Here is a 26,444-nt window from a genome sequence, read left to right on the forward strand (position 1 = left end):
ACACCGGCAGCGCCGTCTGCCAGGGCAGAGGCCGTCCAGGCACGCAGATCGTCGGTGAGGGTGGGATGATCGACGGCTCCGCGTTCAGAGTAGCGTCTTGCAAGCCTCACGACATGGCCCCGATGAGGTACGGGACATGGGCGGACGAACGAGCCGACATCGGCACGGACGGGCCCATCGTGGCGCTGCCAGTGCGAGCTGACCTCAGGGGCCAGTCGCTGTCTCACGGCGGGACGTGCCGACTGTCAGAAGTCCGAGCCGTCGAAGAAGCCACCGTCGTCTCCATGGCCGTCCGCGCCGCTGGTGTTGCTCTCGGCGAGCTCGCCCTCCGGGTCGCCGCCTCCTTCGAGATCAGTGAGGGCGAAGCTGCCCAGGAACAGCCACGTCAGCGCGTCGACACCGAAGTAGCCGGCGGCGTACGGCGCGTACGCAGGGCCACCGTCCCAGTAGGGAACCCGGGATGCTCCGACCGGCACCTTGCGGATGTCGGGCTCGGCGCCCGCGCGGATCCGCTGGGTGTCCAGTGCGCAGGCAGGCACCTGGCGTTCGCTGCCGCCTGCCGGCGTGTAGGGCACGTCGGTGACCGAGATCCCATGCCGTGGGTCGAAGAAGCACGGCGGTCGCCTGGCCGGCAGAGGGCTCTGGGACACGCGAGCTCGAACGCAGGCGATGGCATAGCGACCATCCTCGATGGTCTCGGCGAGACCCTGGATGTCGTCAGGACCCAGCAGCGCCTCGCTGGCGATCTTGGCTGCCTCGTACGCGTCGAGCGCCCGCTGGTAGTCGGCGATGCCGCCGGCGTCCAGCTCGTGGCCGCTGATCTCGGAGTCCAGGCCGGCGAGGTCCACGCCGAACGCGGTGACGTCCTCGAAGGCCAATCCACGAACGGAGCTCAGAGCTTGTTCGCGCTGAGCGGTCTCGCGACGCTTGCTCCGTCGTCGGACGACGAGGGCCAGGATTCCGATCGCTGCCAGGATCGGGATGAACAACAGCAGCTCCATCTCGTTCCCTCCTTCTCCAGGGAATGTGCTGTTTCGGGAGGACCGGCTGGCTAACCCCCCACGCGGGACTCGGTGCGTGCCCCGAACGGCGCGAGGAACGCACTCAGCGCCGTGAGCAAGGCGTCCGGTGCCGCCTCCGCCACCCAGTGGCCCGTCCCGGGAACGACGACGGTCTCGACATCTTCGGCGATCGCCGACAGCGCACCACCGACCGCCCCGCCCCAGCTCGCCTCTCCCCCGATGCCAAGGACGGGCATCGTCAGCTTGCGGGCGCCTCGTTCTGCGTTCTGGGCCATGGTCTCGTCCCAGGATCGGTAGAACCCGAAGCTGCCCGAGAGAACTCCCGGGGTGGAGAGCACGCCGACGTAGTAGTCGATCGCCGCATCCGGGACCTGGCCACCCTGGATCGCGAACTCGTAGCCGAAGAAGAGCTCCTCGCGGCCCAGGACGAGCTTCTCGGCGATGGGGCCTGCGCGATTGAAGGCGATGTGCCAGAGCTTGTTGTTGATGTCTCGTGGTGCGAACAGGGGTGGTGAGTGGTCAGGCGTCGGCGGTCCCGGGACCTCGGCGAGCGCTACCCGGTCGACCCGGTCGGGGTAGTCCGCGGCGAGGGCATAGCTGATCACCAGGCCGGTGTCGTGGCCGACGACCGCGAATCGGTCGTGGCCCAGCTCGAGCATCAACGCTGCCAGGTCGCTGGCGAGTGTCTCGGAGTCGTACCCGTCCGCGGGCTTGTCGCTCAGCCCCATGCCGCGCTGATCGACGGCAACCACCGTGTACCGCTCGGCGAGCTCCGGCATCAGGTGCCGCCAGGCGTACCAGTTCTCCGGCCAGCCGTGCACCAGGAGCACCGCAGGTCCGGCGCCACCGACGACCGCGTGCTGGCGGATGCCGTTGGCCTCGATCAGATGACTCGTGAAGGTCGTGGTGAACCCGTCCGGAAGATCCGGAGCCCGGGAGACGGATCCGGGGGCCGTTGATTCCGCATACGGCGGCGATGCGTCCATGGGAGTTTCCTTTCTGAGGACCTACGAAGAGGTCGGCACCGGTGCGGTGTCGTGATGTGAACTGTGGCTCTCAGCCGCGCCCGTTCGCGCCCGGGAGCCCACTGGTCCGACACCGGGCGTGCCCGCCGGCTGCGGTCGATCGCGTGGACGCACGGATGGGACTGATCGAACGCACTGAAGGGACCGACGGCTGGTGAACAGGCCGGTCCCTTCAGCAAGGCAGCGAATCCGCTGATGCCTTCAGTTCATCTCGCGCTCTGCCGCGGCGTGGTAGGGAGCGAGGAACTCCGAGAGGACCTCGAGCAGCTGCACCGGCGCCTGCTCGGCGACCCAGTGGCCGCCGGGGACGACGGCTGTCGTCACGTCGGTGGCGGTGAGCTCCATGCCGTGTCCGACGAGCTCGCCCCAGCTGTCCACTCCGCCGATCCCGACGACGGGGATTGTCAGCTTGGTGGCTTGGCGCACCGCACGGTTCTGGGTCAGGGTCTCGTCCCAGGCCCGGTACAGCCCGAAGCTCGCTCGCAGCACGTCCCGGTCCCGGGTGTACAGCTTGATGTAGTACCTGATGGCCGATTCGGGCAAGGTCGTCTCGCCGCCCTGGATCGCGTACTCGTACCGGTAGTAGGCGTCGGCGTTGCTGCTGACCATGTCGAGGATCAGGTCGTCGTCAACGCGGTTGAACGGGATGTGCCACAGCTTGTTGTTGACCTGCTCGGGCACGAACATCGGGGGTGCCGGGGGCTCATCCAGGCTGCCGACTCCCGGGGGGCCGGGGATCTCGGCGAATGCGAGCCGCTCGACACGGTCGCGGTGGTCGGCGGCCAGCGCGTAGGAGACGACGGCACCCGTGTCGTGACCGACCACGGCGAATCGCTCATGACCCAGCTCGGTCATCAGGGCAGCCATGTCGTCGGCGAGGGTTCCCGCGTCGTACCCGTCCTCCGTCCTCTCCGTCCGGCCGATGCCGCGCTGATCGACGGCGATGACGGTGTAGTCCTCCGCGAGCTGTGGCATCACGTGCCGCCAGGCGTACCAGTTCTCCGGCCACCCGTGGACGAGCAGGAGCGGTGGACCGTCGCCGCCGACCACGGCGTGCTGACGGATGCCGTTCGCGTCGACGAACCGGCTCTTGAAGGTGGAGGTGAATCCTGGCGGCAGGTCCGGCGCCGTCGAGACCACACCGATGTTGGAGGGCCTCTTGCCGTGAGCCGACGATGAGACGGGCGTCGCGCTGTTGGCTGAAAGGGTCGAGCTGGCGAGCACTGCCAGACCGGCGAAGGCGGTTGCGGCCACGCCGGCAACCCCAACGAGCCGTCGTGCCCGATGCTGTGACTTCCAGGAATGGTTCATCTGGGTCTCCTTCGAAAGGCGCACCAGCGTGATCTGGTGAGGAATAGGAACCCTCGTCCCCCCTCATCTGCTTCGCGCCCGTGATTCCACCGGTCCGCCCACGGGCAGGACGTCAGGTCCAGCGTCCGTGACGTGGTCACGTCACACGGATTGACGCGTACCGGGCGAGGGTGTCTATTGGTGGGGCCGGCTCGGCGGCCTGATGCCAGGGAGCACACGATGACTGCAGCGACGTACCTCGACGGCAACTTCGCGCCGGTGGCCACCGAGGTGACGGCGACGGACCTCGAGGTCACGGGCGCGGTGCCGCCGGAGCTGGCGGGCAGGTACATCCGCACCGGTCCCAACCCGTTCGCAGCGCAGGCCGACACCTACCACTGGTTCGCGGGCGACGGGATGGTGCACGGCGTCGACCTGCACGGCGGCCGGCCACGCTGGTACCGCAACCGCTGGGTGCGCAGCCCGGAGGCCAGCGCGCACCTCGACGAGTCCCCCGTGCCCCACGAGGACGGCGGGTGGTATCCCGGCTCGGGCAACACCAACGTGTTCGCCCACGGCGGCCGGATCCTGGCCGTGACCGAGGGGTCGCTGCCCTACGAGCTGACGTGCGACCTCGACACGGTCGCCACGCGCAACTTCGGCGGCCCTCTCCCTGCCGGCATCAACGCCCACCCCAAGGTCGACCCGGACACCGGTGAGATGCACGTGATGAGCTACGGCTTCGACGACCCCGCGTTGCGCTATCACGTGATCGACCCGTCCGGGGAGCTCACCAGCACTGTCGACATCGGCCTTCCGGCCCCGGTCATGCTCCACGACATGGGCCTGACCGCCTCCCGCGTCGTGCTCTTCGACCTCCCGGTGCTCTTCGACCTGGACCTCGCCCTCCAAGGCGTCTCGCTGCCCTTCCGCTGGCGCCCCGAGAACGGGGCCCGGGTCGGGGTCCTGCCCCGGGCCGGCACCGCGTCCGAGGTCGTGTGGATCGACGTCGAGCCGTGCTTCGTCTACCACCCCCTCAACGCCTTCGACGACGGTGACCGGGTGGTCATCGACCTGGTGGTGCACGACCATGCCTTCGCCGAGGACCGCGAGCCCTTGTCCGACCGCCCCCGTCTGGAGCGCTGGACGATCGACCCGCGGGCACGCAAGGTCCTCACCGAGACCGTCGACGATCGCGGCACGGAGTTCCCGCGCGGGGACGAACGACTCACTGGCCGCCGCCACCGCTACGGCTACACGATCGGCGCGTCCTCGGTGCGCGACCTGGGCGCCCTGGGCGATGACCCTCGCACAGGTGTGCGCAAGCACGACCTCCTCGGCGGCACCACCGTCGAGGTGGACCTCGGCCCCGGCCGCATCGCCAGCGAGATGGTGTTCGTCCCGGCCGGCGGCGCGGCCGGCGAGGACGACGGTTGGCTCATGGGCTACGTGTACGACGCCGCGCGCGACGCCAGCGACCTGGTGATCATCGATGCCCACGACTTCGGACATCCGGTGGCCACGGTCCATCTGCCAGCCCGGGTCCCGCAGGGATTCCACGGGAACTGGATCCCGGACTCCGCCCTCGCCTGAGCGACGGCCGTAGGGTTTCAGCATGCCTGATGCGCCCGGCCACCCCATCGCCTACACCGCACTGCAGCCGGGTACGCCGGTGCAGACGAGCGACGGCCATCACTTCGCCACCGTCCAAGCCGTGCTGGTCGATGAGAAGGTCTCGGTGTTCGACGGCATCGTCGTCCACACAGACGTAGGTGCACGGTTCGTCGACGCGGACCAGATCGCCTCGATCTACACCACACATGTCCTCACGACACTCTCCAGGGAGCTGGCGGCGAACCTCCCGCTTCCCGACGGATCGAACCTGATCGACATCAAGCCGCCACGATCGATGGCCGACCGGTTGGGCCGGATGTTCGGTCGAAGGAAGCGGTAGCGGAAGCCCTGCACTCCCACCAGCAGCCTGATGCAGGCGGATCAGGCGGCAGGCGGTGCCACACGCAGCAAGCCACGCGCATGATGACCACGTGCGTCCGTACGCGATCAAGCACGTCATCACCTCTCCGCTGTCCCTGGCGCGCGTTCTCTGGTGGTACGGCGAGGACGACTTGTGGGGCGCGGCGTTGGCGCTGGCGCCCGCCACGGTGGCCGACCTCTCTCCGCGGTTTGCTCAGCTCCGCGCAGCGCCGCAAGTCATGGACCTCTTGTGGCCAGGGGCTCCCCTCGCGGACGCGCACCTGGTGCTGGGAGTGATCGAGCAGCTCGAGGGGCGTCCTCGGCCGGCTGCGCGCCGGCACCGGCGCGGCGGGGCGCTGCCCGGGGTACTCGACCTCAGCGACCGGGAGCGTTGGCACGACCCTGACCTCGCGGAGGTCCTTCGGCTCGTCCTCAGCCGAGCGGGCACGCCGACAGACGGTCCGCAGCCGTGGCAGCTCGGAGCGACGTACGGACGGTATGCGCCGGGGTCGTGACCGCTCCACCCGCCTCGCCGCGCTCAGCGGAGGTCGCGGGGATTGTCGCCTGTCACGTCGGAAGCGGGGTCGTCGAGCCCCGTGGTGTCATCCACCACCACGGGATCCGTGGCCGCCCGAGGGGCGTCGTCCAGGACGACGACGTCGACCTCGTCGGGCTCCACCGGCGGGGTCACGATGACGGCCTCCTCCGCCTCCGACCCTTCCGACGAGCCGCTCTTCTTGGCCGCCACCGCTGCGGCTCCCGCCACGGCGGCAGCGCCGGCCGCCGCGGCCTTGGCGGAGATGCCAGCCTTCCCGCTGTCGCCCTCGGAGGAGGCGGCTGCCTCGACACCGGGGGTGCCGGCCTGACCCGCGACCTCGCCCCGCCAGGCGCCCGTCTCGTGGCTTCGGGACTCGATGAAGGACTTGAACTTCTCGAGGTCGGACTTCGCCTGCCGCTCGATGATGTTGAGGGCGTCGCCCGCCTTCTCGACCAGGCCCTCGGGCTCGTACTCGAGGTCGAGCGTGACGAGCGTCCGGCCGGCGCCGTTCGGTGCAAATGTCACCGCGCCCGCATTCGTGGCTCCCTCACTGGCGGCCCAGGCGACCTTCTCGTCCTGGCGCTGCTCGAGGATCTCGGCGTACCACTCGCGCTTCACCCCGGCGATCTCAGCGACCCAGTGGAGACGCCGGTCGTTGAGCTGCTCGACCTTCTGGACCCCGCCCATGAACTGGGGGAACTCCTCGAACTGGGTCCACTGGTTGTACGCCATGCTCACCGGTACGTCGACGGTGATGCTCTTCTGCACCTTCGTGGTCATGTCTCCTCCTGGTGCGGCGCCCTGATGCACCGCGTCGACAGGGCTTCTCGGTACCCGCAGACGAGGAATCGATCCATGGCGTGCAGAAGCGAAGGGCCGGTCCAGAGGACCGGCCCTTCGACGTTCTCCCGCAGGGGTTGGCTACGTGAACAGGCTGACTCCGCCAGGGCCGACCAGCAGCCCGACGATGATGAGCACGATGCCCCAGAGCATCTGACCCCTGATCAACGAGACGATGCCGGACACCACGAGGATGACGGCAAGGATCCACAGCAGTAATGCCATTGCATGCTCCCTTCAATTGAACCCTCAACCTAGCCTTCACGGTTGCACAACGGTAACGCGCACACCCCGATGGGCGTGTCGAGCCTCAGGCCCGGTCCTCCTCGCGCAGCCGCGGGGGCGTGAAGTCCTCGGGGTTGAAGCCGGTCTTGTCGGCGTAGAAGTCGCGCAGGACGTCCATGTCGGCGCTCACGTCGCCCGTCGGGTGGAAGGTGGGGCCCCAGCCGACGGTCCGCGAGGGCACGTCGAGGAAGGCGAGGGTGATCGGGAGGCCGGTCTGCTGGGCGATCCGGTAGAAGCCGGACTTCCAGTAGTCGCTGCGCGATCGCGTGCCCTCGGCCGCGATCCCGAGCAGCCAGGAGTCGCCGCCCTCGGCCTCCGCCAGCAGGTCCTTGATGGTCGCCGCGGGGTTCTTGCGGTCCAGCTCGACGGCGCCCGTGCGCCGCAGCAGCCAGCCGAGCGGTCCCACGAAGAGCTCCTTCTTCACCAGCAGCCGGATCGTGATGCCGTAGCGCCACGCCAGGAGCATGGTCAGCACCCAGTCCCAGTTGGAGGTGTGGGGTGCGCCGACCAGCACGCCGCGCTGCGGCACCTCGCCGACGGCCCTCCACCGAGCCGCGCCGAGGAGGAGGCGGGCGAGCGTGCGTCGTGCTCCCGCGCCGCCGGACACCGGGGCCGGCACGGACGCGGACGACGGCGTGCGCGTCGCCGCCCGCTCCCGACCAGCCCTGCGCTCGCGATCGAGGTCCCACAGGTAGTGGTCGAAGTCGACCTCCATGGTGTGCCGCGGCGAGGCGTAGAACTGCTTCTTGTCCCGGCGGTGCTCACCCTCCATCTGGCGTCGTACTACGTCGTCCGCAGGTGGCAGGTAGCGACCGGCGAGCGTCTCGGCGATCCACGCCGACTGCGCCTCGGCGATCGGCATCACCGCACCGATGGCCTGCACGAGGCCGATGAAGTAGAGGCCGGGGAGGTCCGGGTGCACGGTGCGCTTCCACAGCGGCAGCTCGTTGTCCTGCGCCGACACCAGCTCGGGCTTGAAGAACGGGAAGGTCACGCGGTAGCCGGTGGCCCACACGATGAGGTCCGCCGGGGCCGTGGTGCCGTCGACGAAGACGACGCGGTCGCCGTCGAGCCGCTCGATGCCGGGCCGCGCCGTCACCGCGCCGGCGTCGAGGCGCTCACGGATCTTGTCGGACTGCACAGGGTGCGACTGCCCGGGCTTGTGGGTGGGCGCCGGCAGGCCGTACTTCGTCATGCTGCCGGCGTACGTCGCCCCGATGCGCAGCCGCGCGGCGGTCACCCACCACGGCAGCCAGCCCGGCAGGGCCACCTGGTCGCTCGGCTTGCCGAGGAGGAACTTGCGCAGCACCCACTCGGTGCGGCGCACGGACCACGTCGTCGTACGCGCCACGTAGGACGACTCGACCGCGATGTCCATCGCCGAGTTGCCGGCGCCGACCACCACGACGTCGTGTCCGGCGAGCTGGTCACCGGAGCGGTAGTCGTGGGCGTGGATCTGCTCGCCGGCGAAGGTGCCGGGGTAGGCCGGCTCGGGCCAGCGCGGGTCCCAGTGGTGGCCGTTGGCGACCAGCACGGCGTCGTAGGTGCGGGTCTCGGTGCCGTCGGGCCCGGTGACGCGCACGTCCCAGCGGCCGCCGGCCGACCGGGAGACGTCCTCCACCGTCGTGTCGAAGGTGATGGTGTGGCGGAAGCCGAAGTGGTCGACGTACTGCTCGAAGTAGGCGCGCACCTGGTCGTGGCGCGCGTAGGGCGGGTAGTCCGCGGGCATCGGGAAGTCGGAGAACGCCATCCGCGGGCACGACGTGTTGATCTCGAGGGTGTCGTAGCAGGCCGACTGGCCGTTGGAGTTGTCGAGGACCCACGTCCCGCCGATGTCGCTGCCCTGCTCGAAGCAGTCGAACGGGATCCCGGCCAGGTAGAGCTGCTTGGCCGCCGCGATGCCCGCGGACCCGGCGCCGATGACGCAGGCGCGCGGCAGCGACTCGTCGACGGGCACCGGGGAGGTCACCGCCGGCGCGCGGTGGGACTGCTTGACGAGGTAGGCCATGGCCGAAGCCTAGGGCTGCCCCCCGAAGGCGGGATCAGAGGTAGAGACCGGTGGAGCCGCCCTCGAGCCGCTCGGCGGCGACCGCGTGGACGTCGCGCTCGCGCATGACGACGTAGACCTCGCCGTGGACCTCGACCTCGGCCTTGTCCTCGGGATCGAAGAGGACCCGGTCGCCGACCTCGACCGCACGGGCGTGCGGGCCGACCGCGATCACCCGTGACCAGGCGAGGCGGCGCGCGCCCATCGCCGCGGTGGCGGGGATGACGATGCCGCCGCTGGAACGACGCTCGCCGGCCTCCTGGTCGACCTCGACGAGCACGCGGTCGTGCAGCATCTTGATCGGGGCGGACCCGGGGTCGCTGCCCCCGGTCGCCCTGCTGCTGGAGGACACGCTCAGCTCGCGACCTTGCGGACGACGGCGAACAGGACGATGACCCCGACGACGGCACCGGCCACCTTGAGGATGTTGTCGGTGCGGGGGGCGCCCGTGTCGAGCTCGACGAAGTGGGACTTCAGGGTCGTCACCTGCCGGCCGACGATCGTCTTGGGGTGGGCGCGGTAGGCGAGCTGGTCGATCGTCGAGGCGAGCCGCTCACGCGTCTCCTCGATCTCGCGCTCGAGCGCGCTCATGTCCTGGGTCACCGGGGAAGGCTATCAATCCGTCGCGGGTCGAAACCCCAGGGCAGCTCCAGCCGGTGTGCGGACATCAGCTCGTCGTCGGTGAGGACGTCGAAGGTCGGCCGGTCGGCGACCACGACCCCCTCGCTCAGCACGACGCTGCGCGGGCACAGCTCCAGCGCGTAGGGCAGGTCGTGGGTGACCATCAGCACCGTCACGTCGAGGCTGCGCAGGATGTCGGCGAGCTCGCGGCGCGAGGCGGGGTCGAGGTTGGACGACGGCTCGTCGAGCACCAGGATCTCCGGCTCCATCGCCAGCACGGTGGCGACCGCCACCCGGCGGCGCTGGCCGTAGGACAGGTGGTGCGGCGGCCGGTCGACGTAGTCGGCCATCCCCACCCGGTCGAGCGCGTCCATCACGCGGCGGTCGAGCGCCTCGCCCTTCAGGCCGAGGTTGGCGGGGCCGAAGGCGACGTCCTGGCGGACCGTGCCGAGGAAGAGCTGGTCGTCGGGGTCCTGGAAGACGATCCCGACGCGACGACGGATCTCCTTGAGGTGCTCCTTGGCGACCGGGAGGCCACTGACCGTGACGGAGCCCCGCCCGGCGGCGAGGATGCCGTTGAGGTGGAGCACGAGGGTCGTCTTGCCGGCACCGTTGGGCCCGAGCAGCGCCACCCGCTCCCCGCGGTGGACGTGGAGGTCGACCCCGAAGAGCGCCTGGTGCCCGTCCGGGTATGCGAACGCGAGCCCGCGCACGTCGAGCACGGGGGTGGTCATCGCGCGTCCCCCGACTGCGGCAGGCGGCCGTCGTACCCCCGCGACAGCATGGCGAGGTGCACGCGCTCGCCGCGCTCGTAGGACCGGATGAACAAGGCACCGAGCGAGCGGGCCAGCACGGGCCAGTGCCGTGGCGAGCGCGGGTCGCAGCCGCGCGAGCGGAGTGCCGTCATCATCCGGCCCAGCTCGGCGGTGACCACGTCGAGGTAGCGGATCATGAAGCCCATGATCTGCACGACCAGGTCGGGGGTCCGTAGCCGCTGCAGCCCGCGGAGCAGGTCCTGCGGCTCGGTGGTGGCGGCGAGGGTGAGCGAGGCGAGGACGCCGATCGTGCCCTTGACGAGCAGCGCGACGCCCGCGACGAGGCCGGGCTCGGAGACGCTCACGCCCAGCACCTCGGTCCGCGGTCCGTGGGCGATGAACGGCATCAGGGCCGCGAAGACGACGAACGGCACCTCCACGACCATCCGCGGCAGCAGGTAGCGCAGCGGCACGCGGGACAGCACGACGACGCCCAGCAGCACGGCGGCCCAGAGGGCGAAGACCGGGTACGCCTGCCGCGGGGTCGCGACGACCACCAGCATGAACCCCAGCAGGGCGAGGACCTTGAGGTGCGCGGGCGCGCGGTGCACCGGGCTGTGGCCGTGGAAGTGCAGCCGGTGCCCGTGCCCGGCCCCCATCAGGCCTCCGACCGGCGGGCGGGCTCGGAGTGGACGTCGTCGGAGTGGGACTCGTCCGGGTCGGCGTCGTCGGTCCCCCGGCGCCGTACGAGCCAGAACAGGCCGGTGCTCAGCACGAGCATCACGACCACGCCGATCACCCCGGCCAGGCCGCCGCTGACGCGGGCGTCGTCGACCCCCGAGGTCTGGTAGTCGGCCAGCGGGCTGTCGGCGGTCGCCGAGTCCTCGGCGGAGTCGATGAAGCCGGTCTGCTCGGCGACGTGCTCCAGGCCGTCGGGGTGCGAGCTGGCGTAGTAGCTGGCGACACCGGCGACGAGCAGGCTGACGACCAGGGCGACCGCGAAGAAGCGGCGGGTGCTCATCGCACGACTCCGGTGCGGAGCTCGAGCTCGCGCTCGACCAGGAGCGGGCGGGCGCCGTGGACGAGGTCGGGCCGCGCGGCCACCACGCTCGCGACGACCAGGCCGGTCACGACGGCCTCGCCGATGCCGATCACGGTGTGCCAGCCGAGCATCGCGGTCAGGACGGCGCCCAGGTCGACCGGGACGTTGCCGCCGATCGCGAAGAGCACGGTGAAGACCAACGCCGCGACCGGGACGCTGACCAGGGCGCCGACCGCGGCCGCCGGGGCCACCATGCCGAGCCGCTTGGGCAGCACCCGGCGCAGACCGACGAAGACCCCGTAGCCCACGACGACGGTCACGATGCCGATGAGGGTGATGTTGGTGCCGAGCGCGGTGATGCCCCCGTCGGCCATCAGCAGGGCCTGGACGGCGAGCACCACCGACAGGCACAGCACGGCCGTCCACGGTCCGACGAGGACGGCGGCGAGCGCGCCGCCCATCAGGTGTCCGCTGGTGCCCGCCCCCACGGGGAAGTTGATCATCTGGGCGGCGAAGACGAACGTCGCGACCAGGCCCGCCGCCGGCGCCGTGCGGTCGTCGAGCTCGCGTCGCGCGCCGCGCAGCGACAGGGCGACCGCGGTCGCCGCCACCACCCCCGTCGCCACCGAGGTCGGGGCGTCGAGGAAGCCGTCGGGCACGTGCACGTGGTCGCTCCCTGCTCGGGCGGGGCTGGTTGGATGTCTGGTGGCCGGCACGGATCCCCCGATGCCGGGCCGGCACGCATCGACCTTATTGCAATCGTCTTGCAACAACCAACCGGACCCCCGTCCGGACCGACCGTGTACAGGAGTCCCCATGTCCGACCGCCTCGCCGCCGGCGATGCCGCCCCCGACTTCACCCTGACCAGCGACACCGAGGAGCAGGTCTCGCTGTCGGACCTGCGCGGCAAGAAGGTGATCCTCTACTTCTACCCGGCCGCGATGACCCCCGGCTGCACCACGCAGGCCTGCGACTTCTCCGAGTCGCTCGACTCGCTGCGCGGGGCGGGCTACGAGGTGCTCGGGGTGTCCAAGGACAAGCCGGCCAAGCTCGCGAAGTTCCGCGAGCGCGACGCGCTCACCCTCACGCTGCTGTCCGACGAGGACCTGGCGGTGCACCGGGCGTACGGCGCCTTCGGCACGAAGAAGCTCTACGGCAAGGAGGTCGAGGGCGTGATCCGGTCGACCTTCGTGATCGACCCGGACGGCAAGGTCGAGCGCGCCCAGTACAACGTCAAGGCCACCGGCCACGTCGCCAAGCTGCGCAGGGACCTAGGGTTGGACTGATCGTCCAGCGCCCGTAGCCCAACAGGCAGAGGCACACGGTTTAGGTCCGTGACAGTGTGAGTTCGACTCTCACCGGGCGCACGCGGGAGTACACGTCTGCGCAAGTTCCTCCCCACGTGACGCCCGTCACCACTAGGGTCCGCGCATGGATTCCGCGCTGACCACCGTCGGGCTGCCGCTCGCCCTCGCCATCATCATGTTCGGGCTCGGCCTGGACCTGACGGTCGCCGACTTCAAGCGGGTGGGCCGGGCGCCGAAGGCCGTGGCCGTCGCGCTCGCCTGCCAGATCCTGCTGCTGCCGGCAATCTGCTTCGGACTGGTCGTGCTCTTCGACCTCCCGGCCCTGCTCGGCATCGGGATGATGCTGCTCGCCGCGTCGCCGGGCGGCACGACCGCCAACCTGTTCAGCCACCTGTTCCGTGGGGACGTGGCCCTCAACATCACGCTGACGGCCATCAACACCGTCATCGCGGTCGTCACGCTGCCGATCATCACCGGCCTCGCCATCGCGTGGTACGACCGGCAGGACGACGTCTCCATGCCGCTCGTCGAGATCGTCAAGGTGTTCGCGCTGATCCTGCTGCCCGTCGGCGTCGGCATGCTGGTCAACGCCCGCGCGCCCGGCTTCGCCCGGCGGATGGACAAGCCGGTACGGATCGGCTCGGCGGTGATCCTCGCCATCCTCGTGCTGGGGATCCTGCTCGACCAGCGCGAGAACGTCAGCGACTACCTCGCCGACGTCGGCCTCGTCACCGCTCTCTTCTGCGCGATCAGCCTCGTCGTCGGCTACTACGTGCCCAAGGCGTTCGGGGTCACCGGCCCCCAGGCCATCGCCTCCTCGATGGAGGTCGGGGTGCACAACGCCACGCTCGCGATCTTCGTCGCGGTCGAGGTGCTCGACGAGGTCGAGATCTCCGTGCCGGCGGCCGTCTACTCGCTCGTCATGTTCCTCTTCGCCGCACTGTGGGGCGCGTGGGTCAGCAGGCAGGTCGGCGCCCGCGAGGACATGTCAGTCGCCTGACAGGTCTTCCGCGACCTGCGGCGCGAGAGCGCGCAGCGCCCGCCCGCGGTGCGAGATCCGGTCCTTCTCCCCCGGCTCGAGCTCGGCCGAGGTCAGGTCCTCGGCGTCGTGCTCGGCCGCCACGAAGACCACGTCGTAGCCGAAGCCGCCGGTGCCGCGCACCTCGCGGATGATGCGCCCGTCCATCCGACCCTCGACGACGCGCTCGCGACCGTCGGGCATCACCCAGGCCACGGCGCACGCGAAGTGCGCGCCGCGCCGCTCGTCGGGTACGTCGTGGAGCTGGTCGAGCAGCAGCTCGTTGTTACGGGCGTCGCGCCCACCGTCGACAGCCTTGGAGCTGCCTGACCACCGGGCCGACAGCACGCCCGGCATGCCGTTGAGCGCGTCGACGCACAGCCCGCTGTCGTCCGCGACCGACGGCAGCCCGGTGGCCGCCACGCCGGCGCGGGCCTTGAGCAGGGCGTTGCCCTCGAAGCTCGGCTGGTCCTCGACCGGCTCGACGTAGCCCTCCACGTCGGCGATGCCCAGCACCTCGATGCCCGGCACGTGCTCGGCGAGGATGCGCTGCATCTCGAGGATCTTCTTGGCGTTGCCCGAGGCGAGGAAGATCTTCACCGGCCGAGCGCCTCCTGCTGCAGGCGGGTCAGGTCGGCGCAACCCTTCTCGGCCAGGGCCAGCAGGGCGTCGAGCTCGGCGCGGTCGAAGGCCGCGCCCTCGGCGGTGCCCTGCACCTCGACGAACTTCCCGTCGCCCGTCATCACGACGTTCATGTCGGTCTCGGCGCGCACGTCCTCGACGTAGGGCAGGTCCAGCCGCGGCGCGCCATCGATGATGCCGACGCTCACCGCCGCGACCGACCCGGTCAGCGGCTCGCCCGTGAGCGCGCCGTTGGAGCGCAGGTGCGCGACCGCGTCGGCCAGGGCGACGTACGCCCCGGTGATCGCGGCGGTGCGGGTGCCGCCGTCGGCCTGGAGGACGTCGCAGTCGAGGACGATCGTGTTCTCGCCGAGCGCCTGGTAGTCGATGACCGCCCGCAGCGAGCGGCCGATCAGCCGGGAGATCTCGTGGGTGCGGCCGCCGATGCGGCCCTTCACCGACTCGCGGTCCGAGCGCGTGTTGGTCGCCGCGGGGAGCATCGCGTACTCGGCGGTGACCCAGCCCAGGCCGGAGCCCTTGCGCCAGCGCGGCACGCCCTCGGAGGCGGACGCGGCGCAGAGCACCCGGGTGCCGCCGAACTCGACCAGCACCGACCCGGCGGCGTGGTCGAGCCAGTTGCGGGTGATCGTGATCGGGCGGAGCTCGTCGTCGGCACGGCCGTCGGCCCGAGGAGCCGGAGTCGGGGCAGAAGTCATGGGCACGACCCTAGACGTGGCTGAGCCGGGTCCGGTCACCCCCGTGTGTTACCGGACCCGGCTCAAAACCCCTTCCCCTGCGGGACCGTCCACTCGTGCGCGGCCCCACGCCGCGCAGCTCCCTCCGCGCGGTTGGTGGGACCACCCTGCGCGCGCGAGCCCGGCCGTCGCATCGGCCCAGAGGCCATGTGCTTGCGACCAAAGTAGGAAATCGGCTCGTTACCCTGAGCGCCGTGGAGCCGCGACCCGACACCCAGCCCGAGCTGACGTGGGTGGCGCACGCGTGGCGCTACGCGCTGTGCGTCGTGTTCTCGGCGGCGGTCTGGCAGACCGCCGCGGGGGCCGAGTGGCGCGACCACCGCCTGCTCTTCACCGTCGAGGTGGTCCTGGGCGTCGCCGCCTTCGTGCTGGTCCACTTCCGCCGCCGTGCGCCCAAGCGGGTGGCCCTCGTCATCGCTGCGATGAGCGCCTTCTCCGGGATCGCGGCCGGTCCGGCCACCCTCGCCGCGGTCTCCGTCGCGACCCGACGGCGCTGGCGCGAGGTGGTGCTCGTCGGCACCGCCAACTTCGTCGCCGCGCAGACCTGGACGACGATCGCGCCGATCGAGGACAGCGACTTCCTCATCACCACGCTGGTCAACCTGGCCGTCAACACGGGGATGATGGGCTGGGGTCTCTACATCGGCTCGCGGCGCGAGCTGCTCTGGAACCTCCGCAACCGCGCCGAGCGCGCCGAGCTCGAGCAGGAGCTCCGGCTCACCCAGGCCCGCTCGACCGAGCGCGCCCGCATCGCCGGGGAGATGCACGACGTGGTCGCGCACCGCATCACCCAGGTGTCCATGCAGGCCGGCGCGCTCGCGTTCCGCGACGACCTCGACGCCGACCGCCTCCGCGAGGGGCTCGGCCAGATCCAGCGACAGGCCAACGACGCGCTCCACGAGCTCCGCGGCGTGCTCGGGGTGCTGCGCGAGGACGACCCGAGCCCGCCCACGGCGCGCCCGCAGCCGACGTACGACGACATCGCCGCCCTGGTCGACGAGGCTCGCTCGCTCGGCCTCGACATCGACTGGGCCGACCACGTCGACGGCGACGTGCCGGTGCCGCCGGTGACGGGCCGCACGGTCTACCGGATCGTGCAGGAGGGCATCACCAACGTCCGCAAGCACGCCCCGGGCGCCGAGGTGGAGATCCGATCCTCGGGGGACGAGCGCGGCGGCATCACCGTCGTGATCAGCAACCCGCTCAGCGACCGGCCGAGCGCCGCGCCGGGCGCGGGTCTGGGGCTGGTCGGGCTGCGCGAGCGCACCGAGCTGCGGGGCGGCCGGCTGCAGCAGCGCACGGAGGGGTCGAGGTTCGTGCTGGAGGCTTGGCTACCGTGGACTGCGTGATCCGCGTGCTGCTCGTCGACGACGACCCGCTGGTCCGTTCGGCGCTGACCCTGATGCTCGGCGGACAGTCCGACATCGAGGTGGTGGGCGAGGCCCACAACGGCGAGGCCGGCCTGGCCCAGGTCGCCGAGCACCGGCCCGACGTCGTGCTGATGGACATCCGGATGCCGGTGATGGACGGCCTGGAGGCGACGCGCGTCCTGCACTCGCGACCGTCCCCGCCGGCCGTGGTCGTGCTCACCACCTTCGACGCCGACGACCACGTGCTCAGCGCCGTCGCGGCGGGCGCCGACGGCTTCCTGCTGAAGGACACCCCGCCCGGCGACATCGTCGGAGCGATCCGCACGGTGGCGGCAGGTGACGCGATGCTGTCGCCGTCCGCGACCCGCAGCCTGGTCTCCCGGCTGCGCAACACCTCGACGACCGACCGCACCACGACCGCCGCGGACCGGCTCACCGTGCTGACCGAGCGCGAGCTCGAGGTCGCCGTGTGCGTCGGGCGCGGGCTCAGCAACTCCGAGATCGCCTCCGAGCTCTACCTGTCCATCCCCACCGTGAAGTCGCACGTCTCCCGGTTGCTGACCAAGCTCGACGCCACCAACCGCGTGCAGGTCGCGATGGTCGTGCACGACGCCGGGCTGGTCTGACGCGCGGCTAGATGTCGTACGTCGTGCCGGCGCGTGCCAGCTCGACCGGACCCGACCACTCGGCGCGGGCCTCGGCCTCCGCGTCGGCCGGGTCGTGCCACGGCGGGACGTGGGTCAGCACCAGGCGTCCGACCCCGGCGCGCGACGCCGTACGCCCGCAGTCGGCGCCGGTCATGTGGAGCTCGGGCGGGTTGTCGTCGCCGCTGCGGAACGACGCCTCCGCGAGCAGCAGGTCGGCTCCGACGGCCACCTCGTCGAGCTCCGGGCACGGCCCGGTGTCGCCGGAGTAGACGAGCGTCCGACCGCCGGCGGTGACGCGCAGGGCATAGGCGGCCACGGGGTGGACCACCCGGCGTGCCTCGACGCGGAACGGGCCCAGGTCCACGGCTGCGCCGTCGTCCCCGTAGCCGTGGAACGCGAACTCCTCGGTCATGCCGGGGTCGAGCGGCAGGTCGTAGGCCCGCGCCATCCGCTCGGCCGTGCCCGCCGGCCCCCAGACGGGGATCTGGGGCTGCGCGCCGGTGGGGTGGTACTTGCGCATCACGTAGTAGCCGCAGAGGTCGAGGCAGTGGTCGGCGTGGAGGTGGCTGAGGAAGACCGCGTCGATCCCCAGCGGGTCGGCGTAGCGGTGCAGCTGCCCGAGCGCGCCGTTGCCGAGGTCGAGCAGGATCCGCCAGGTGCGCCCTCCCTCGTCGGCCTCCAGGAGGTAGCAGCTCGCCGCGGACTCGGGGCCGGGGTAGGAACCCGAGCACCCGACGATGGTGAGCCTCATCGAGGACCCCGCGTCGTGGGGTGGTTCATGCGCGTCCCCCGGCGAACTGCGTCGCCCCGAGCAGCTCCGAGCCGAGGAAGCGGCGGCCGATCGTGGCGAAGTCGTCGGGGCTGCCGGTGGTTGAGAAGGTGTAGCTCGCCTCGCCGTCGGGACGCATCAGGCCGGTGCCGGCCAACATCTTGTAGACGTCCTTGGCGCACTCCTCCGCCGAGCTGACCAGGGTGACCTGGTCGCCCATCACGTAGGAGATGACGCCGGTCAGCAGCGGGTAGTGGGTGCAGCCGAGGATCAGCGTGTCGACCCCTGCCTCGGCCAGCGGGTCGAGGTAGTCGTGGGCGGCGGCCAGCAGCTCGTCACCGCCGGTGACGCCCTCCTCGACGAACTCCACGAAGCGCGGGCAGGCCCGGATGTGCAGGTCGAGGTGCGGCGCGGCGGCGAAGGCGTCGTCGTACGCCATGGAGCTGGCGGTGGCGCGCGTGCAGATCACCCCGACCCGCTGGTTGCGCGTGGCCGCGGCCGCGCGCCTGGCCGCGGGGAGGATCACCTCGACGACGGGGACGTCGTAGCGCTCGCGGGCGTCGCGCAGCATCGCGGCACTGGCGGAGTTGCACGCGATGACCAGCGCCTTCACGCCGCGCTCGTAGAGGTGGTCGAGGCACTCGAGGGCGTACTCGCGGACCTCGCCGATGGGCTTCTGGCCGTAGGGCTGGCGCGCGGTGTCGCCGAGGTAGACGACGGACTCGTGCGGGAGCTGGTCGATGACGGAGCGGGCGACGGTCAGTCCGCCGAAGCCGGAGTCGAAGATGCCGATGGGGGCGTCGGCGGTCTCTCGCGGCGTGGGCGTCGGCACAGGCAGCAGGCTAGGCGCTCGGGGCGTCGCGGGTCACGCGGTCGCGTGCGTCGGCCCCGTCACACCGCCCCCGTCGGGTTAGGGTCGCCGCGTGACCATGCGTACCGCGCTCGCCTCCCTCCTCGCCTGCTCCGCCATCGGGTTGTGCCCGACGTCCGCCCCGGCCCAGGTGCCCTCCGGCGACCCCCTGCCGAGCACCCAGCGCGTCTCCGCCGACAACCCGATCGACTCGGTCGTGGCCATCTCCGTCGACGGGCTCAACACCGACGCCCTCGGCAGGCTCGGCCCCACGCGCACGCCCCACCTGCACGACCTCATGGACTCCGGCGCGTCGACGCTCAACGCCCGCACCGAGCACGAGCTGACCATCACCCTTCCCAACCACACCGGGATGGTGACCGGCCGGCGGGTCGAGGCCGCGACGGGCGGCCACGGCGTGACGTGGAACGACGACCGGCGCCGTCCGGCGACCGTGCAGGCGGCGGCCGGGAAGCGCGTCGAGTCGGTCTTCACGCAGGTGAGCGCCGCCGGCGGCTCGACGGCCCTCTTCGCGAGCAAGACCAAGTTCTCGCTGTGGAAGCGCAGCTGGCCCCTGGCCATCGAGACCACCCGCATCCAGCTCGACAACGCGCGCCTGGCGCGCTCGGTGCGGCGCGACCTCCGCGACCACGAGCGCGCCTTCCGGTTCGTCCACCTGTCGCTTCCCGACGCGGCCGGTCACGAGTACGGCTTCATGTCACCGCGCTACCTGCGCGCGGTCCAGCAGGTCGACACGCTCGTCGGGTCGATCGTCGACGCCGTCCGCAACGACCCCGCGCTCGTCGGCCGCACGGCGATCATCCTCACCAGCGACCACGGCGGTCTGGGTGCTGACCACTCGGACGCGCGCCGCCTGGCCAACTACCGCGTGGCCTTCATGGTGGCCGGCCCGGGCGTCCCGGCCGGGGCCGACCTCTACGAGCTCAACGCCGACGACTACCGCGATCCCGGCACGCGGCGCACGACCTACCGCCAGTCGCCGCAGCCGGTCCGCAACGGCGACCTGGCCAACCTCACTCTCGACCTCCTCGACCTCGCGGCCGTCCCGGGAAGTGAGCACAACTCCGACCTCGACCTCGACGTCTCACCCCCGCCTGCCTGACCCAGCCGCCCGGACGCCGGGCCGAGGAGACCCATGCCCCTGTTGAAGAAGCCCCTCCTGGGACGACTGAGCGTCGCGACCGCGCTCACCGTCGCCGCGTCCGCCGTCGTGCTCGCCCCGGCCACCGGGCACGAGCCCTCGCGCACCGACCGGGCAGCCGCCGTCCTGGGCTGGCCGCCGGCGGCGCAGACCCAGCTGGTCATCGACACCGCGGGTGCGGTCATCGACCGCGAGGACTACGTGCCCGGCACCGTCACCCTGGACGGCGTCACCCGGGTCACCGAGGTGCGCGGACGGGGCAACTCGACCTGGGGCTGGGCCAAGAAGCCCTACAAGCTCAAGCTCGAGGAGGACGCCGCCCTGGTCGGGTCGCGGGAGTACGACGAGTGGGTGCTCCTCGCCGGCTACGCCGACCGCAGCTCGCTGCGGACGGCCGCGGCGTTCGCGATCGCAGCGCAGACCCGGCTGCAGTGGACCCCGCGCTTCCGTTTCGTCGAGGTCGTCCTCAACGGCCAGTCGCAGGGTCTCTACATGCTCACCGAGCAGGTGGAGGAGGGCAAGGGACGCGTCGACCTGCCCGACGACGGCTACCTGCTGGAGATCAACCAGCGCTACCTCCGCGACGACGAGCCCGGCTTCCGCACGCGTCGCGGGACGCCCGTGGCCTTCAAGGACCCCGACGAGGTCACGAAGCAGCAGCGGCGCGAGGTCCGGCGCGCGGTGTCGCGGTTCGAGAGGGTCCTCTACGGCCCCGACTTCGCCGATCCCGACACCGGCTACGCGGCGTACGTCAACGTCCGCAAGCTGATCGACTGGTACCTCGTCGAGGAGCTGTTCGCGAACCAGGACTCCAACTTCCAGTCGAGCGTCAACTTCAGCTGGGTGCCGGGCAAGCGCTTCGTCTTCGGCCCCGTCTGGGACTTCGACCTCAGCGCGGGCAGCCGGTGGAAGGCCTCTTCCCAGCCCGACACCTGGGTGACCCGCGTCGGGCGCCACTGGGTGGCCCGGATGCTGGAGGACCCGGCCTTCTCCGCCCGCGTCAAGAGCCGGTGGGCCAAGCTCAAGCCGGTCGCGCGCCAGGTGGTCTCCGAGATCCCGGGCGCAGCGGCGACGCTGGCCCCTGCCGCCGAGGCCGACTGGGCCCAGTGGCACGCCTCGGGCGACCTTGAGTGGACCCGCCACGGCCGCGACCGCCAGGCCGAGGTCGAGTTCCTCGCCGACTGGCTCACCCGACGGATCCAGTGGCTGAGCAGCAACGAGGTGCGGCTCGGTGGCATCCGTCAGCGCACCGAGGAGCGGGCACGCACGGTGTGGGTGCCGGTGCGGCTGCAGTCGCCCGCCGTCGGGGCCGTGGACGTGTCCTGGACCGTGCAGGCCGGCACCGCCACCGCGGGCGAGGACTTCGTCAACGGCACCGGTCAGGCGGTCTTCGCGCCCGGGCAGACCGAGCGCTACGTCCCCGTCCAAGTCATCGACGACCGGGTCACCGAGGGCCGCGAGACCGTGCTGATCACGCTGACCGGGGCCTCCGGCGGCGTCGTCGTGGGCTCGCCGTCGACCACCACCCTGGTCATCGACGCCAACACTCGCTGACGTTCAGCGCCGCCTGACCGCCGCGGCCTCCCAGGGCAGCGGCCACGGGTTGAACCGGCACCGGCCGGTGCCCTTGGACTGCTGCATCATCACCGGCGCCCGACCGCGCCGGTGGCACCCGGCGTGCCCGCGCCCGAGCCAGTGGCCCGTCTCGTGGTTGACGACCAGGTGCCGGTAGTCGCGCCGCGACCGTCCGGCGCGGTTCCAGGCCGGGGACGCATGTCTCCACCTCAGCTGGTTGATCACCACGCGCCGCCCCACGCGGCACGACCACCGCACGGAGCAGCCCGGGGAGAACGACGGCAGCGTGCCGGCCGCGGCGAGCACGAGGGTGAAGTCACCGCCCCGCCGCACCCGGCGGAACTGCACACCGGCGGCGCGCCAGCCGCGCCGGTGGTCGAAGGTCTCCTGCGCCTGGCGGCGGAAGACCTTCATCGACGCCGTCACCCGCCCGCGCGTCCTGACGGAGTAGGTGACGCGGCGGCTCACCGGGACGGCGTACGCCACCGTCGGTCGGGTCGGCGTCCGGGCCGCGCGCCGGTGCTCGCCGGCGTCCTCCCCCGTCGCGTGAGACGGGGCGGCCAGGAGCGTCAGGACGAGCGGCGCGAGCGCGACCAGCAGTCGCAGGAGGCGGGGCGCTCGGTCCACCGCACCAGCCTAGGACACGCCTCAGGCCCAGAGCTGTCCGTCGAGCCTGTCCTCGGCCTCGTCGATCGTCCCCTCGTAGGCGCCGGTCGAGAGGTACTTCCACCCGCCGTCGCACACGACGAAGGCGATGTCGGCACGCTCCCCCGCCCTGACCGCCTTGGCGGCCTGGCCGAGTGCGGCGTGCAGGATCGCGCCGGTCGAGATGCCGGCGAAGATGCCCTCGAGCTCGAGCAGCTCGCGCACCCGGCGTACGGCGTCGCGCGGGCCGACGCTGAACCGCGAGTCGATCAGCGAGGCGTCGTACAGCTCCGGGACGAAGCCCTCGTCGAGGTTGCGCAGGCCGTAGACGAGCTCGCCGTAGCGCGGCTCGGCCGCCACGATCCGCACGTCGGGCTTGGCTCCCCGGAAGAAGCGGGAGACACCCATCAGCGTCCCGGTCGTGCCGAGCCCGGCGACGAAGTGGGTGATGCCGGGGAGGTCGGCGAGGATCTCCGGGCCGGTGCCCTCCTGGTGCGCGAGGGCGTTGGCCTCGTTGCCGTACTGGTAGAGCATCACCCAGTCGGGGTGCTCCCCGGCGACCTGCTTGGCGACGCGGACGGCCTCGTTGGACCCACCGGCGGCGGGCGAGGAGACGATCTCCGCGCCCCACATCCGCAGGAGCTGGCGGCGCTCCTCGGAGGTGTTCTCCGGCAGCACGCAGACGATGCGGTAGCCCTTGAGCTTGGCGGCCATCGCCAGCGAGATGCCGGTGTTGCCGCTGGTGGGCTCGAGGATCGTGCACCCCGGCCGCAGGACGCCGTCCTTCTCGGCCTGCTCGATCATCCGCAGGGCCGGACGGTCCTTGATCGACCCGGTCGGGTTCCGGTCCTCCAGCTTCGCCCAAAGACGCACGTCGGGGCTGGGCGAGAGCCGCGGCAGCCCCACCAGCGGGGTGTTGCCGACGGAGGCGAGCAGGTCGTCGTAGCGCGTCACGCGATCAGCCGGGTCAGCAACCGCCGGCGACGGCCGGCAGGACGACGACCTGGTCGCCGTCGGAGAGCTCCGCCTCGAGTCCGCCGATGAAGCGGACGTCCTCGTCGTTGATGTAGACGTTGACGAAGCGGCGCAGGTCGATCGAGCCCGACTTGTCCTCGACCAGGCGGTCCTTGATCCCGGGGTGGTTGCCCTCGAGGTCGTCGATCAGGGCGGACAGCGTGCCGCCCGCGCCCTCGACGGCCTTGGCGCCGTCGGTGTAGGTGCGCAGGATGGTGGGGATCCGGACCTCGATGGCCATCAGGGGGTGCTCGCTTTCTGGGACGACTCAGTCGTGGGCGTGGTCGCGACCTCTTCCTCGGTCACGACTCCGTCGATGATTCTGTAGGACCTGAACTCCACCGGGCCGTCGCTATTCCCGTGCTCGCGTGTGCTGACGAGCACGTAGTGGGCGTTCGGCTCGCTGGCGAGGCCGATGTCGGTGCGGCTGGGGTAGGCCTCGGTGGCGGTGTGGGAGTGGTAGACGACCACCGGCTCCTCGTCGCGCGCGTCCATGTCCTTGTAGAGGGCCAGCAGCTCGGAGGAGTCGAACTCGTAGAACGTCGGGCTGCCGGCGGCGTTGACCATCGGGATGAACCGCTCGGCGCGATCGCTGCCCTCGGGGCCCGCGACGACGCCGCACGCCTCGTCGGGGTGGTCGCGCTTGGCGTGCGCCACGATGGCGTCGTAGATCTCCTGGGCGAGGGTCAGCACGCTGCCAAGGGTAGGCAGGCGGTCGATGCGGCTCGCACGCGTCTCACCACATAGTCTTGACGTCGAGAGACTTCGAGGGGAGCCACATGTCGTTGTCGCAGGTGCGGGCGCCGCTGACCCGCCGCGGCATCCCGCTCGAGCGCGACCTGCGGGTCCTGGCGCTCGGCTCGTTCGCCAACCGGTTCGGCGCCGGCGCGGTCATGACGACCAGCGCGCTCTACTTCACCCGGCAGGTGGGCTTCAGCGCCGCCGAGGTCGCCTTCGCGCTGGCGGTCGCCGCCGTCGTCGGGATCCTCGTCCAGGTGCCGGCCGGCCAGCTCGGCGACAGCCACGGGCCGCGCCGCGTGCTGACGGTCTGCATGGTGGGCGCCGCCCTCACGAGCGCGCTGCCGATCCTGGCGCGTACGCCGTGGCAGCTCGCGTTCCTGCTCGCACTGCTCACCCTGTTCGAGCGCTCGGCCGGCTCGGTGCAGCAGGGCGTCATCGCGCAGCTCGCCACCGGCGGGCGCGGTGTGCAGTTCAAGGCCTACCTGCGGGCGGTGACGAACACCGCGATCGGACTCGGCTCGGTCTTCGGGGGTGCCGCGCTCGTCGTCGACGAGTCGTGGGCCTACGTCTCGGTGTTCGTGCTCAACGCCGTCTTCACCGGCTTCGCGGCGTGGAACACCACCCGCCTGCCGGACCTGCCGGCGTACGTCCGGCCCGAGGGCGAGCCGCGCCTCGCCGTGCTGCGCGACTGGCCCTACGTGGTCGTGGTCGCGCTGACCGGGCTGTTCTCGCTCCACTTCTTCGTGATGGAGCTCGGCCTGGCGCTCTACATCTCCGAGCGCACCGCGGCCCCGCCGGTGATGGTCGCGGTGCTGCTCGTGCTCAACACCGCCTGCGTCGCGCTCTTCCAGGTGCGGCTCTCGCGCCGGGCCGACTCGGTCGAGGCCGGCGCCCGGGCGCTGGTCCGCGGGGCGGTGTGGATCGCCGCCGGCTTCGCCATCGTGGCCCTCGCCGACCGCGGCGACGCGACGTTCGCCGTGGTGGTGCTCGTCGTCGGGTCGCTGGTGCACGTGGTCGGCGAGATGATCGGCTCGGGCGGCCAGTGGGGACTCCAGATGGGCCTCGCACCGCACGAGCGGCAGGGCCAGTACCAGGGCTTCGCCGGACTCGGCTTCAGCGTGATCGCCGTCGTCGGTCCCCCGCTGGTGACGCTGCTGTGCGTCGAGATGGGCGAGACCGGCTGGCTGGTGCTGGCGGCACTGATGCTCGGCGTCGCGCTGGTCTCGGTGCCCGCCTCGCGCTGGGCGCTCGCCTCGCGGGAGCGCTACGGCGTGCTCACGCACTCCGGCTGAGGTCGGCCTCAGACCCAGCCTCAGACCCAGCCTCAGACCCAGATCGCAGCCGGGATCCCGTCGGAGAAGACCTCCGGCACCTCGGGGTACGACTCGGAGACCCCCAGCGCGTGGCGCACGGCCGTCCACGCGACGGCGCACGCGTCGAGCAGGTCGTCCTCGCCAAAGCCCGCGCCGCGGAACCACGCGGGCGCCACGATGCCGTGGGCGGCGAGCGCCTGGCGGCGGGCGCGGACCCCGTCGGCGTCCTTCTTGCGCGCCAGCAGCGGGGCTCCGGCCATCCGGGCGAAGCTCACCTCCGGGTGGACCTCGATCACGTGGGCGCCGGGCCGTCCCCGCACCCACGCGTCGACCTGCAGCACCTTCTCGCGCAGGGCGTACGCCTGGGCGCTGACGCTGGTGCGTCCGCCGGTCGCGGCGAGGTTGGCCGCCCGTGCCTCCTCGTAGGTGGCGGCCTCGACCGCGGCGCGCACCGGGGTGGAGAACACCGACGAGGCCTTGCCGACGAGCGCGCGACGGGCCTGCGCGTCGGCCTGCCGTCCGCCCGTGTCGGGCAGCCCGATCGGGATGTCGACCGCGACGACCGGGACGTCGTGCCGCTCACGGACCAGGTCGACGAGGCCGGCGATGTCGGACGCGACGAAGACCGAGGCGCGGCGCTGCGGGTCGATCACGACCCCGACCCACCCGGCCGGGCAGGCGTCCACGCCGAGCACGGGCGCCGGCGGAGCGAGGACCGGCGGCGGCTCCTCGTCGTCGGCCCCCGCGGGGGCGACGAACCGTGCCGCGGTCTCGCCGCTGGTGGCGGCATCGATGCGCGCGGTCATGATGTCGCCCATCGGCGGCAGCGCGGACAAGGGCCACCACCGCACGTCGCTCGACTCGTCGTCGGCCACGTGGGCCTCGCCCTCGAGCCAGGTGCAGGCGAAGGTCAGGTCGAGGTACGTCGCGCGGTCCCCGTTCGCGTGGACGATCTCGCCGTGGACCGCCGTTGCGGCCAGCCGGTCCACCCGGATCCGGACACCGGTCTCCTCGAGGGCCTCGCGGGCCGCGGCCACCGCCGGCTCCTCCCCCGGGTCGGGGATCCCGGTGATCGGGGTCCAGTGGCCGTTGTCGGCGCGTCGCACGAGCAGCACCTCGTCGCCACGTCGTACGACGGCCGTGACCCCGGGGAGCCACAGCGCGTCGTGGCCGATCTTGTCCCGCAGCGCGAGGACGAAGTCCGGGACGGGGCTCAT

The 26,444-nt window shown here is 71.5% G+C and carries 31 protein-coding genes and 1 tRNA gene; 11 read left to right on the plus strand and 21 right to left on the minus strand.

The genetic code is table 11. The features are described from left to right. Positions 1-245: 245 nt before the first annotated feature. The 3 genes from ACFQW6_RS01110 to ACFQW6_RS01120 form a co-directional block, all read right to left on the minus strand. Positions 246-1,001 (minus strand): hypothetical protein, encoded by a 756-nt coding sequence (locus tag ACFQW6_RS01110; RefSeq protein WP_378540344.1) that lies wholly within the window; start codon positions 999-1,001, stop codon positions 246-248. A gap of 50 nt (positions 1,002-1,051) precedes the next feature. Further along, positions 1,052-2,008: an alpha/beta fold hydrolase gene (locus ACFQW6_RS01115; protein WP_378540345.1), complete on the minus strand. Its 957-nt coding sequence runs from the start codon at positions 2,006-2,008 to the stop codon at positions 1,052-1,054. A gap of 240 nt (positions 2,009-2,248) precedes the next feature. Continuing rightward, positions 2,249-3,301 (minus strand): alpha/beta fold hydrolase, encoded by a 1,053-nt coding sequence (locus tag ACFQW6_RS01120; protein ID WP_378540346.1) that lies wholly within the window; start codon positions 3,299-3,301, stop codon positions 2,249-2,251. 276 nt (positions 3,302-3,577) lie between these two features. On the opposite strand from ACFQW6_RS01120, the gene ACFQW6_RS01125 reads away from it, so the two are divergent. The 3 genes from ACFQW6_RS01125 (at position 3,578) to ACFQW6_RS01135 (ending at position 5,826) form a co-directional block, all read left to right on the plus strand. Continuing rightward, positions 3,578-4,930 carry a carotenoid oxygenase family protein gene (locus tag ACFQW6_RS01125; RefSeq protein WP_378540347.1) on the plus strand — a complete coding sequence of 451 codons (1,353 nt, stop codon included), beginning with the start codon at positions 3,578-3,580 and terminating at the stop codon, positions 4,928-4,930. A 22-nt stretch (positions 4,931-4,952) separates the two neighbouring features. Then, entirely contained in the window at positions 4,953-5,291 is a 339-nt protein-coding gene (locus tag ACFQW6_RS01130) for a hypothetical protein (RefSeq protein ID WP_378540348.1), read from the plus strand. A 91-nt stretch (positions 5,292-5,382) separates the two neighbouring features. Next, complete coding sequence (locus tag ACFQW6_RS01135) at positions 5,383-5,826, plus strand: hypothetical protein (RefSeq protein ID WP_378540349.1); 444 nt, start codon at positions 5,383-5,385, stop codon at positions 5,824-5,826. Positions 5,827-5,849: 23 nt separating this feature from the next. Here the strand turns inward: ACFQW6_RS01135 and ACFQW6_RS01140 are convergent, their stop codons facing one another. The 9 genes from ACFQW6_RS01140 to ACFQW6_RS01180 form a co-directional block, all read right to left on the minus strand. After that, complete coding sequence (locus tag ACFQW6_RS01140; protein ID WP_378540350.1) at positions 5,850-6,629, minus strand: SRPBCC family protein; 780 nt, start codon at positions 6,627-6,629, stop codon at positions 5,850-5,852. A gap of 141 nt (positions 6,630-6,770) precedes the next feature. Then, positions 6,771-6,914 carry a GPGG-motif small membrane protein gene (locus ACFQW6_RS01145; RefSeq protein ID WP_172261506.1) on the minus strand — a complete coding sequence of 48 codons (144 nt, stop codon included), beginning with the start codon at positions 6,912-6,914 and terminating at the stop codon, positions 6,771-6,773. Between the two features lie 85 nt (positions 6,915-6,999). Beyond that, entirely contained in the window at positions 7,000-8,982 is a 1,983-nt protein-coding gene (locus ACFQW6_RS01150; protein ID WP_378540351.1) for an NAD(P)-binding domain-containing protein, read from the minus strand. 34 nt (positions 8,983-9,016) lie between these two features. Continuing rightward, on the minus strand, positions 9,017-9,316 hold the full coding sequence (locus ACFQW6_RS01155) for a co-chaperone GroES (RefSeq protein ID WP_300048541.1): 300 nt from the start codon (positions 9,314-9,316) through the stop codon (positions 9,017-9,019). A gap of 59 nt (positions 9,317-9,375) precedes the next feature. Beyond that, positions 9,376-9,624, minus strand: coding sequence for a DUF3618 domain-containing protein (locus ACFQW6_RS01160; RefSeq protein WP_378540352.1), 249 nt, complete (start codon positions 9,622-9,624; stop codon positions 9,376-9,378). Beyond that, on the minus strand, positions 9,621-10,376 hold the full coding sequence (locus ACFQW6_RS01165; RefSeq protein WP_378540353.1) for an energy-coupling factor ABC transporter ATP-binding protein: 756 nt from the start codon (positions 10,374-10,376) through the stop codon (positions 9,621-9,623). The genes ACFQW6_RS01160 and ACFQW6_RS01165 overlap by 4 nt, the downstream gene beginning before the upstream one ends. After that, the gene (gene cbiQ, locus ACFQW6_RS01170) at positions 10,373-11,056 is read right to left on the minus strand and encodes a cobalt ECF transporter T component CbiQ (RefSeq protein ID WP_378540354.1); all 684 of its coding nucleotides are present in this window, start codon (positions 11,054-11,056) and stop codon (positions 10,373-10,375) included. Before cbiQ ends, ACFQW6_RS01165 begins: the two co-directional genes overlap by 4 nt. Further along, positions 11,056-11,418 (minus strand): PDGLE domain-containing protein, encoded by a 363-nt coding sequence (locus tag ACFQW6_RS01175; RefSeq protein WP_378540355.1) that lies wholly within the window; start codon positions 11,416-11,418, stop codon positions 11,056-11,058. Before ACFQW6_RS01175 ends, cbiQ begins: the two co-directional genes overlap by 1 nt. Continuing rightward, entirely contained in the window at positions 11,415-12,104 is a 690-nt protein-coding gene (locus tag ACFQW6_RS01180) for an energy-coupling factor ABC transporter permease (RefSeq protein WP_378540356.1), read from the minus strand. Before ACFQW6_RS01180 ends, ACFQW6_RS01175 begins: the two co-directional genes overlap by 4 nt. Positions 12,105-12,255: 151 nt before the next feature. Between ACFQW6_RS01180 and bcp the strand changes: the two genes are divergently transcribed. The 3 genes from bcp to ACFQW6_RS01195 all read left to right on the plus strand — a co-directional run bounded on the left by bcp (position 12,256) and on the right by ACFQW6_RS01195 (position 13,747). Next, positions 12,256-12,726, plus strand: a complete 471-nt coding sequence (gene bcp, locus ACFQW6_RS01185; RefSeq protein ID WP_378540357.1) for a thioredoxin-dependent thiol peroxidase — start codon at positions 12,256-12,258, stop codon at positions 12,724-12,726. A 7-nt stretch (positions 12,727-12,733) separates the two neighbouring features. Beyond that, a tRNA-Leu gene (locus ACFQW6_RS01190) sits at positions 12,734-12,807 on the plus strand. Positions 12,808-12,871: 64 nt separating this feature from the next. Beyond that, a complete protein-coding gene (locus ACFQW6_RS01195) occupies positions 12,872-13,747 on the plus strand; it encodes a bile acid:sodium symporter family protein (protein ID WP_378540358.1) in 876 nt (291 codons plus the stop codon). Here the strand turns inward: ACFQW6_RS01195 and rdgB are convergent. Both rdgB and rph read right to left on the minus strand, forming a co-directional pair. Beyond that, positions 13,736-14,365 carry an RdgB/HAM1 family non-canonical purine NTP pyrophosphatase gene (rdgB, locus tag ACFQW6_RS01200; RefSeq protein ID WP_378540359.1) on the minus strand — a complete coding sequence of 210 codons (630 nt, stop codon included), beginning with the start codon at positions 14,363-14,365 and terminating at the stop codon, positions 13,736-13,738. The two genes, ACFQW6_RS01195 and rdgB, sit on opposite strands and share 12 nt — an antisense overlap. Then, positions 14,362-15,102, minus strand: a complete 741-nt coding sequence (gene rph / locus ACFQW6_RS01205) for a ribonuclease PH (RefSeq protein WP_378540360.1) — start codon at positions 15,100-15,102, stop codon at positions 14,362-14,364. Before rph ends, rdgB begins: the two co-directional genes overlap by 4 nt. Positions 15,103-15,335: 233 nt before the next feature. Here rph and ACFQW6_RS01210 point away from each other — a divergent pair, with 233 nt between their 5' ends. Next, entirely contained in the window at positions 15,336-16,490 is a 1,155-nt protein-coding gene (locus tag ACFQW6_RS01210; protein WP_378540361.1) for a sensor histidine kinase, read from the plus strand. Then, positions 16,487-17,137 (plus strand): response regulator, encoded by a 651-nt coding sequence (locus tag ACFQW6_RS01215; RefSeq protein ID WP_378540362.1) that lies wholly within the window; start codon positions 16,487-16,489, stop codon positions 17,135-17,137. Before ACFQW6_RS01210 ends, ACFQW6_RS01215 begins: the two co-directional genes overlap by 4 nt. A gap of 7 nt (positions 17,138-17,144) precedes the next feature. Here the strand turns inward: ACFQW6_RS01215 and ACFQW6_RS01220 are convergent, their stop codons facing one another. Both ACFQW6_RS01220 and murI read right to left on the minus strand, forming a co-directional pair. Next, a complete protein-coding gene (locus ACFQW6_RS01220) occupies positions 17,145-17,909 on the minus strand; it encodes an MBL fold metallo-hydrolase (protein WP_378540363.1) in 765 nt (254 codons plus the stop codon). 25 nt (positions 17,910-17,934) lie between these two features. Then, on the minus strand, positions 17,935-18,759 hold the full coding sequence (murI, locus tag ACFQW6_RS01225; RefSeq protein WP_378540364.1) for a glutamate racemase: 825 nt from the start codon (positions 18,757-18,759) through the stop codon (positions 17,935-17,937). A gap of 97 nt (positions 18,760-18,856) precedes the next feature. On the opposite strand from murI, the gene ACFQW6_RS01230 reads away from it, so the two are divergent. Next, positions 18,857-19,900: an alkaline phosphatase family protein gene (locus tag ACFQW6_RS01230; RefSeq protein WP_378541053.1), complete on the plus strand. Its 1,044-nt coding sequence runs from the start codon at positions 18,857-18,859 to the stop codon at positions 19,898-19,900. A gap of 33 nt (positions 19,901-19,933) precedes the next feature. After that, the gene (locus tag ACFQW6_RS01235) at positions 19,934-21,493 is read left to right on the plus strand and encodes a CotH kinase family protein (RefSeq protein WP_378540365.1); all 1,560 of its coding nucleotides are present in this window, start codon (positions 19,934-19,936) and stop codon (positions 21,491-21,493) included. Between the two features lie 3 nt (positions 21,494-21,496). On the opposite strand, the gene ACFQW6_RS01240 is transcribed toward ACFQW6_RS01235, so the two are convergent. From ACFQW6_RS01240 to ACFQW6_RS01255, 4 genes are read right to left on the minus strand one after another with little or no spacing between them, the layout of a single operon-like run. Further along, the gene (locus tag ACFQW6_RS01240; protein WP_378540366.1) at positions 21,497-22,141 is read right to left on the minus strand and encodes a DUF3152 domain-containing protein; all 645 of its coding nucleotides are present in this window, start codon (positions 22,139-22,141) and stop codon (positions 21,497-21,499) included. A 21-nt stretch (positions 22,142-22,162) separates the two neighbouring features. Further along, entirely contained in the window at positions 22,163-23,113 is a 951-nt protein-coding gene (locus tag ACFQW6_RS01245) for a PLP-dependent cysteine synthase family protein (protein WP_378540367.1), read from the minus strand. 13 nt (positions 23,114-23,126) lie between these two features. After that, on the minus strand, positions 23,127-23,414 hold the full coding sequence (locus ACFQW6_RS01250; protein ID WP_378540368.1) for a MoaD/ThiS family protein: 288 nt from the start codon (positions 23,412-23,414) through the stop codon (positions 23,127-23,129). Beyond that, positions 23,414-23,866: a Mov34/MPN/PAD-1 family protein gene (locus tag ACFQW6_RS01255; protein WP_378540369.1), complete on the minus strand. Its 453-nt coding sequence runs from the start codon at positions 23,864-23,866 to the stop codon at positions 23,414-23,416. The genes ACFQW6_RS01250 and ACFQW6_RS01255 overlap by 1 nt, the downstream gene beginning before the upstream one ends. 86 nt (positions 23,867-23,952) lie before the next feature. On the opposite strand from ACFQW6_RS01255, the gene ACFQW6_RS01260 reads away from it, so the two are divergent. After that, positions 23,953-25,206: an MFS transporter gene (locus tag ACFQW6_RS01260; RefSeq protein WP_378540370.1), complete on the plus strand. Its 1,254-nt coding sequence runs from the start codon at positions 23,953-23,955 to the stop codon at positions 25,204-25,206. Between the two features lie 32 nt (positions 25,207-25,238). On the opposite strand, the gene ACFQW6_RS01265 is transcribed toward ACFQW6_RS01260, so the two are convergent. After that, the gene (locus tag ACFQW6_RS01265; protein WP_378540371.1) at positions 25,239-26,444 is read right to left on the minus strand and encodes a DUF429 domain-containing protein; all 1,206 of its coding nucleotides are present in this window, start codon (positions 26,442-26,444) and stop codon (positions 25,239-25,241) included.

Origin of the sequence: Nocardioides sp. GCM10028917 (assembly GCF_042666175.1) — a bacterium.
Taxonomy (GTDB): domain Bacteria; phylum Actinomycetota; class Actinomycetes; order Propionibacteriales; family Nocardioidaceae; genus Nocardioides.

Bases quoted from the DNA above. Each gene is read 5' to 3' on its own strand.
- cbiQ (WP_378540354.1), bottom strand. From the start codon at position 11,056: ATGGGGGCCGGGCACGGGCACCGGCTGCACTTCCACGGCCACAGCCCG.
- ACFQW6_RS01130 (WP_378540348.1), top strand. From the start codon at position 4,953: ATGCCTGATGCGCCCGGCCACCCCATCGCCTACACCGCACTGCAGCCG.
- ACFQW6_RS01250 (WP_378540368.1), bottom strand. From the start codon at position 23,414: ATGGCCATCGAGGTCCGGATCCCCACCATCCTGCGCACCTACACCGAC.
- bcp (WP_378540357.1), top strand. From the start codon at position 12,256: ATGTCCGACCGCCTCGCCGCCGGCGATGCCGCCCCCGACTTCACCCTG.
- ACFQW6_RS01115 (WP_378540345.1), bottom strand. From the start codon at position 2,008: ATGGACGCATCGCCGCCGTATGCGGAATCAACGGCCCCCGGATCCGTC.
- ACFQW6_RS01165 (WP_378540353.1), bottom strand. From the start codon at position 10,376: ATGACCACCCCCGTGCTCGACGTGCGCGGGCTCGCGTTCGCATACCCG.
- ACFQW6_RS01155 (WP_300048541.1), bottom strand. From the start codon at position 9,316: ATGCTGCACGACCGCGTGCTCGTCGAGGTCGACCAGGAGGCCGGCGAG.
- ACFQW6_RS01230 (WP_378541053.1), top strand. From the start codon at position 18,857: ATGCGTACCGCGCTCGCCTCCCTCCTCGCCTGCTCCGCCATCGGGTTG.
- ACFQW6_RS01220 (WP_378540363.1), bottom strand. From the start codon at position 17,909: ATGAGGCTCACCATCGTCGGGTGCTCGGGTTCCTACCCCGGCCCCGAG.
- ACFQW6_RS01140 (WP_378540350.1), bottom strand. From the start codon at position 6,629: ATGACCACGAAGGTGCAGAAGAGCATCACCGTCGACGTACCGGTGAGC.
- ACFQW6_RS01260 (WP_378540370.1), top strand. From the start codon at position 23,953: ATGTCGTTGTCGCAGGTGCGGGCGCCGCTGACCCGCCGCGGCATCCCG.
- ACFQW6_RS01195 (WP_378540358.1), top strand. From the start codon at position 12,872: ATGGATTCCGCGCTGACCACCGTCGGGCTGCCGCTCGCCCTCGCCATC.
- ACFQW6_RS01235 (WP_378540365.1), top strand. From the start codon at position 19,934: ATGCCCCTGTTGAAGAAGCCCCTCCTGGGACGACTGAGCGTCGCGACC.
- ACFQW6_RS01110 (WP_378540344.1), bottom strand. From the start codon at position 1,001: ATGGAGCTGCTGTTGTTCATCCCGATCCTGGCAGCGATCGGAATCCTG.
- ACFQW6_RS01150 (WP_378540351.1), bottom strand. From the start codon at position 8,982: ATGGCCTACCTCGTCAAGCAGTCCCACCGCGCGCCGGCGGTGACCTCC.
- ACFQW6_RS01265 (WP_378540371.1), bottom strand. From the start codon at position 26,444: ATGAGCCCCGTCCCGGACTTCGTCCTCGCGCTGCGGGACAAGATCGGC.
- ACFQW6_RS01125 (WP_378540347.1), top strand. From the start codon at position 3,578: ATGACTGCAGCGACGTACCTCGACGGCAACTTCGCGCCGGTGGCCACC.
- ACFQW6_RS01145 (WP_172261506.1), bottom strand. From the start codon at position 6,914: ATGGCATTACTGCTGTGGATCCTTGCCGTCATCCTCGTGGTGTCCGGC.
- ACFQW6_RS01175 (WP_378540355.1), bottom strand. From the start codon at position 11,418: ATGAGCACCCGCCGCTTCTTCGCGGTCGCCCTGGTCGTCAGCCTGCTC.
- rph (WP_378540360.1), bottom strand. From the start codon at position 15,102: ATGACTTCTGCCCCGACTCCGGCTCCTCGGGCCGACGGCCGTGCCGAC.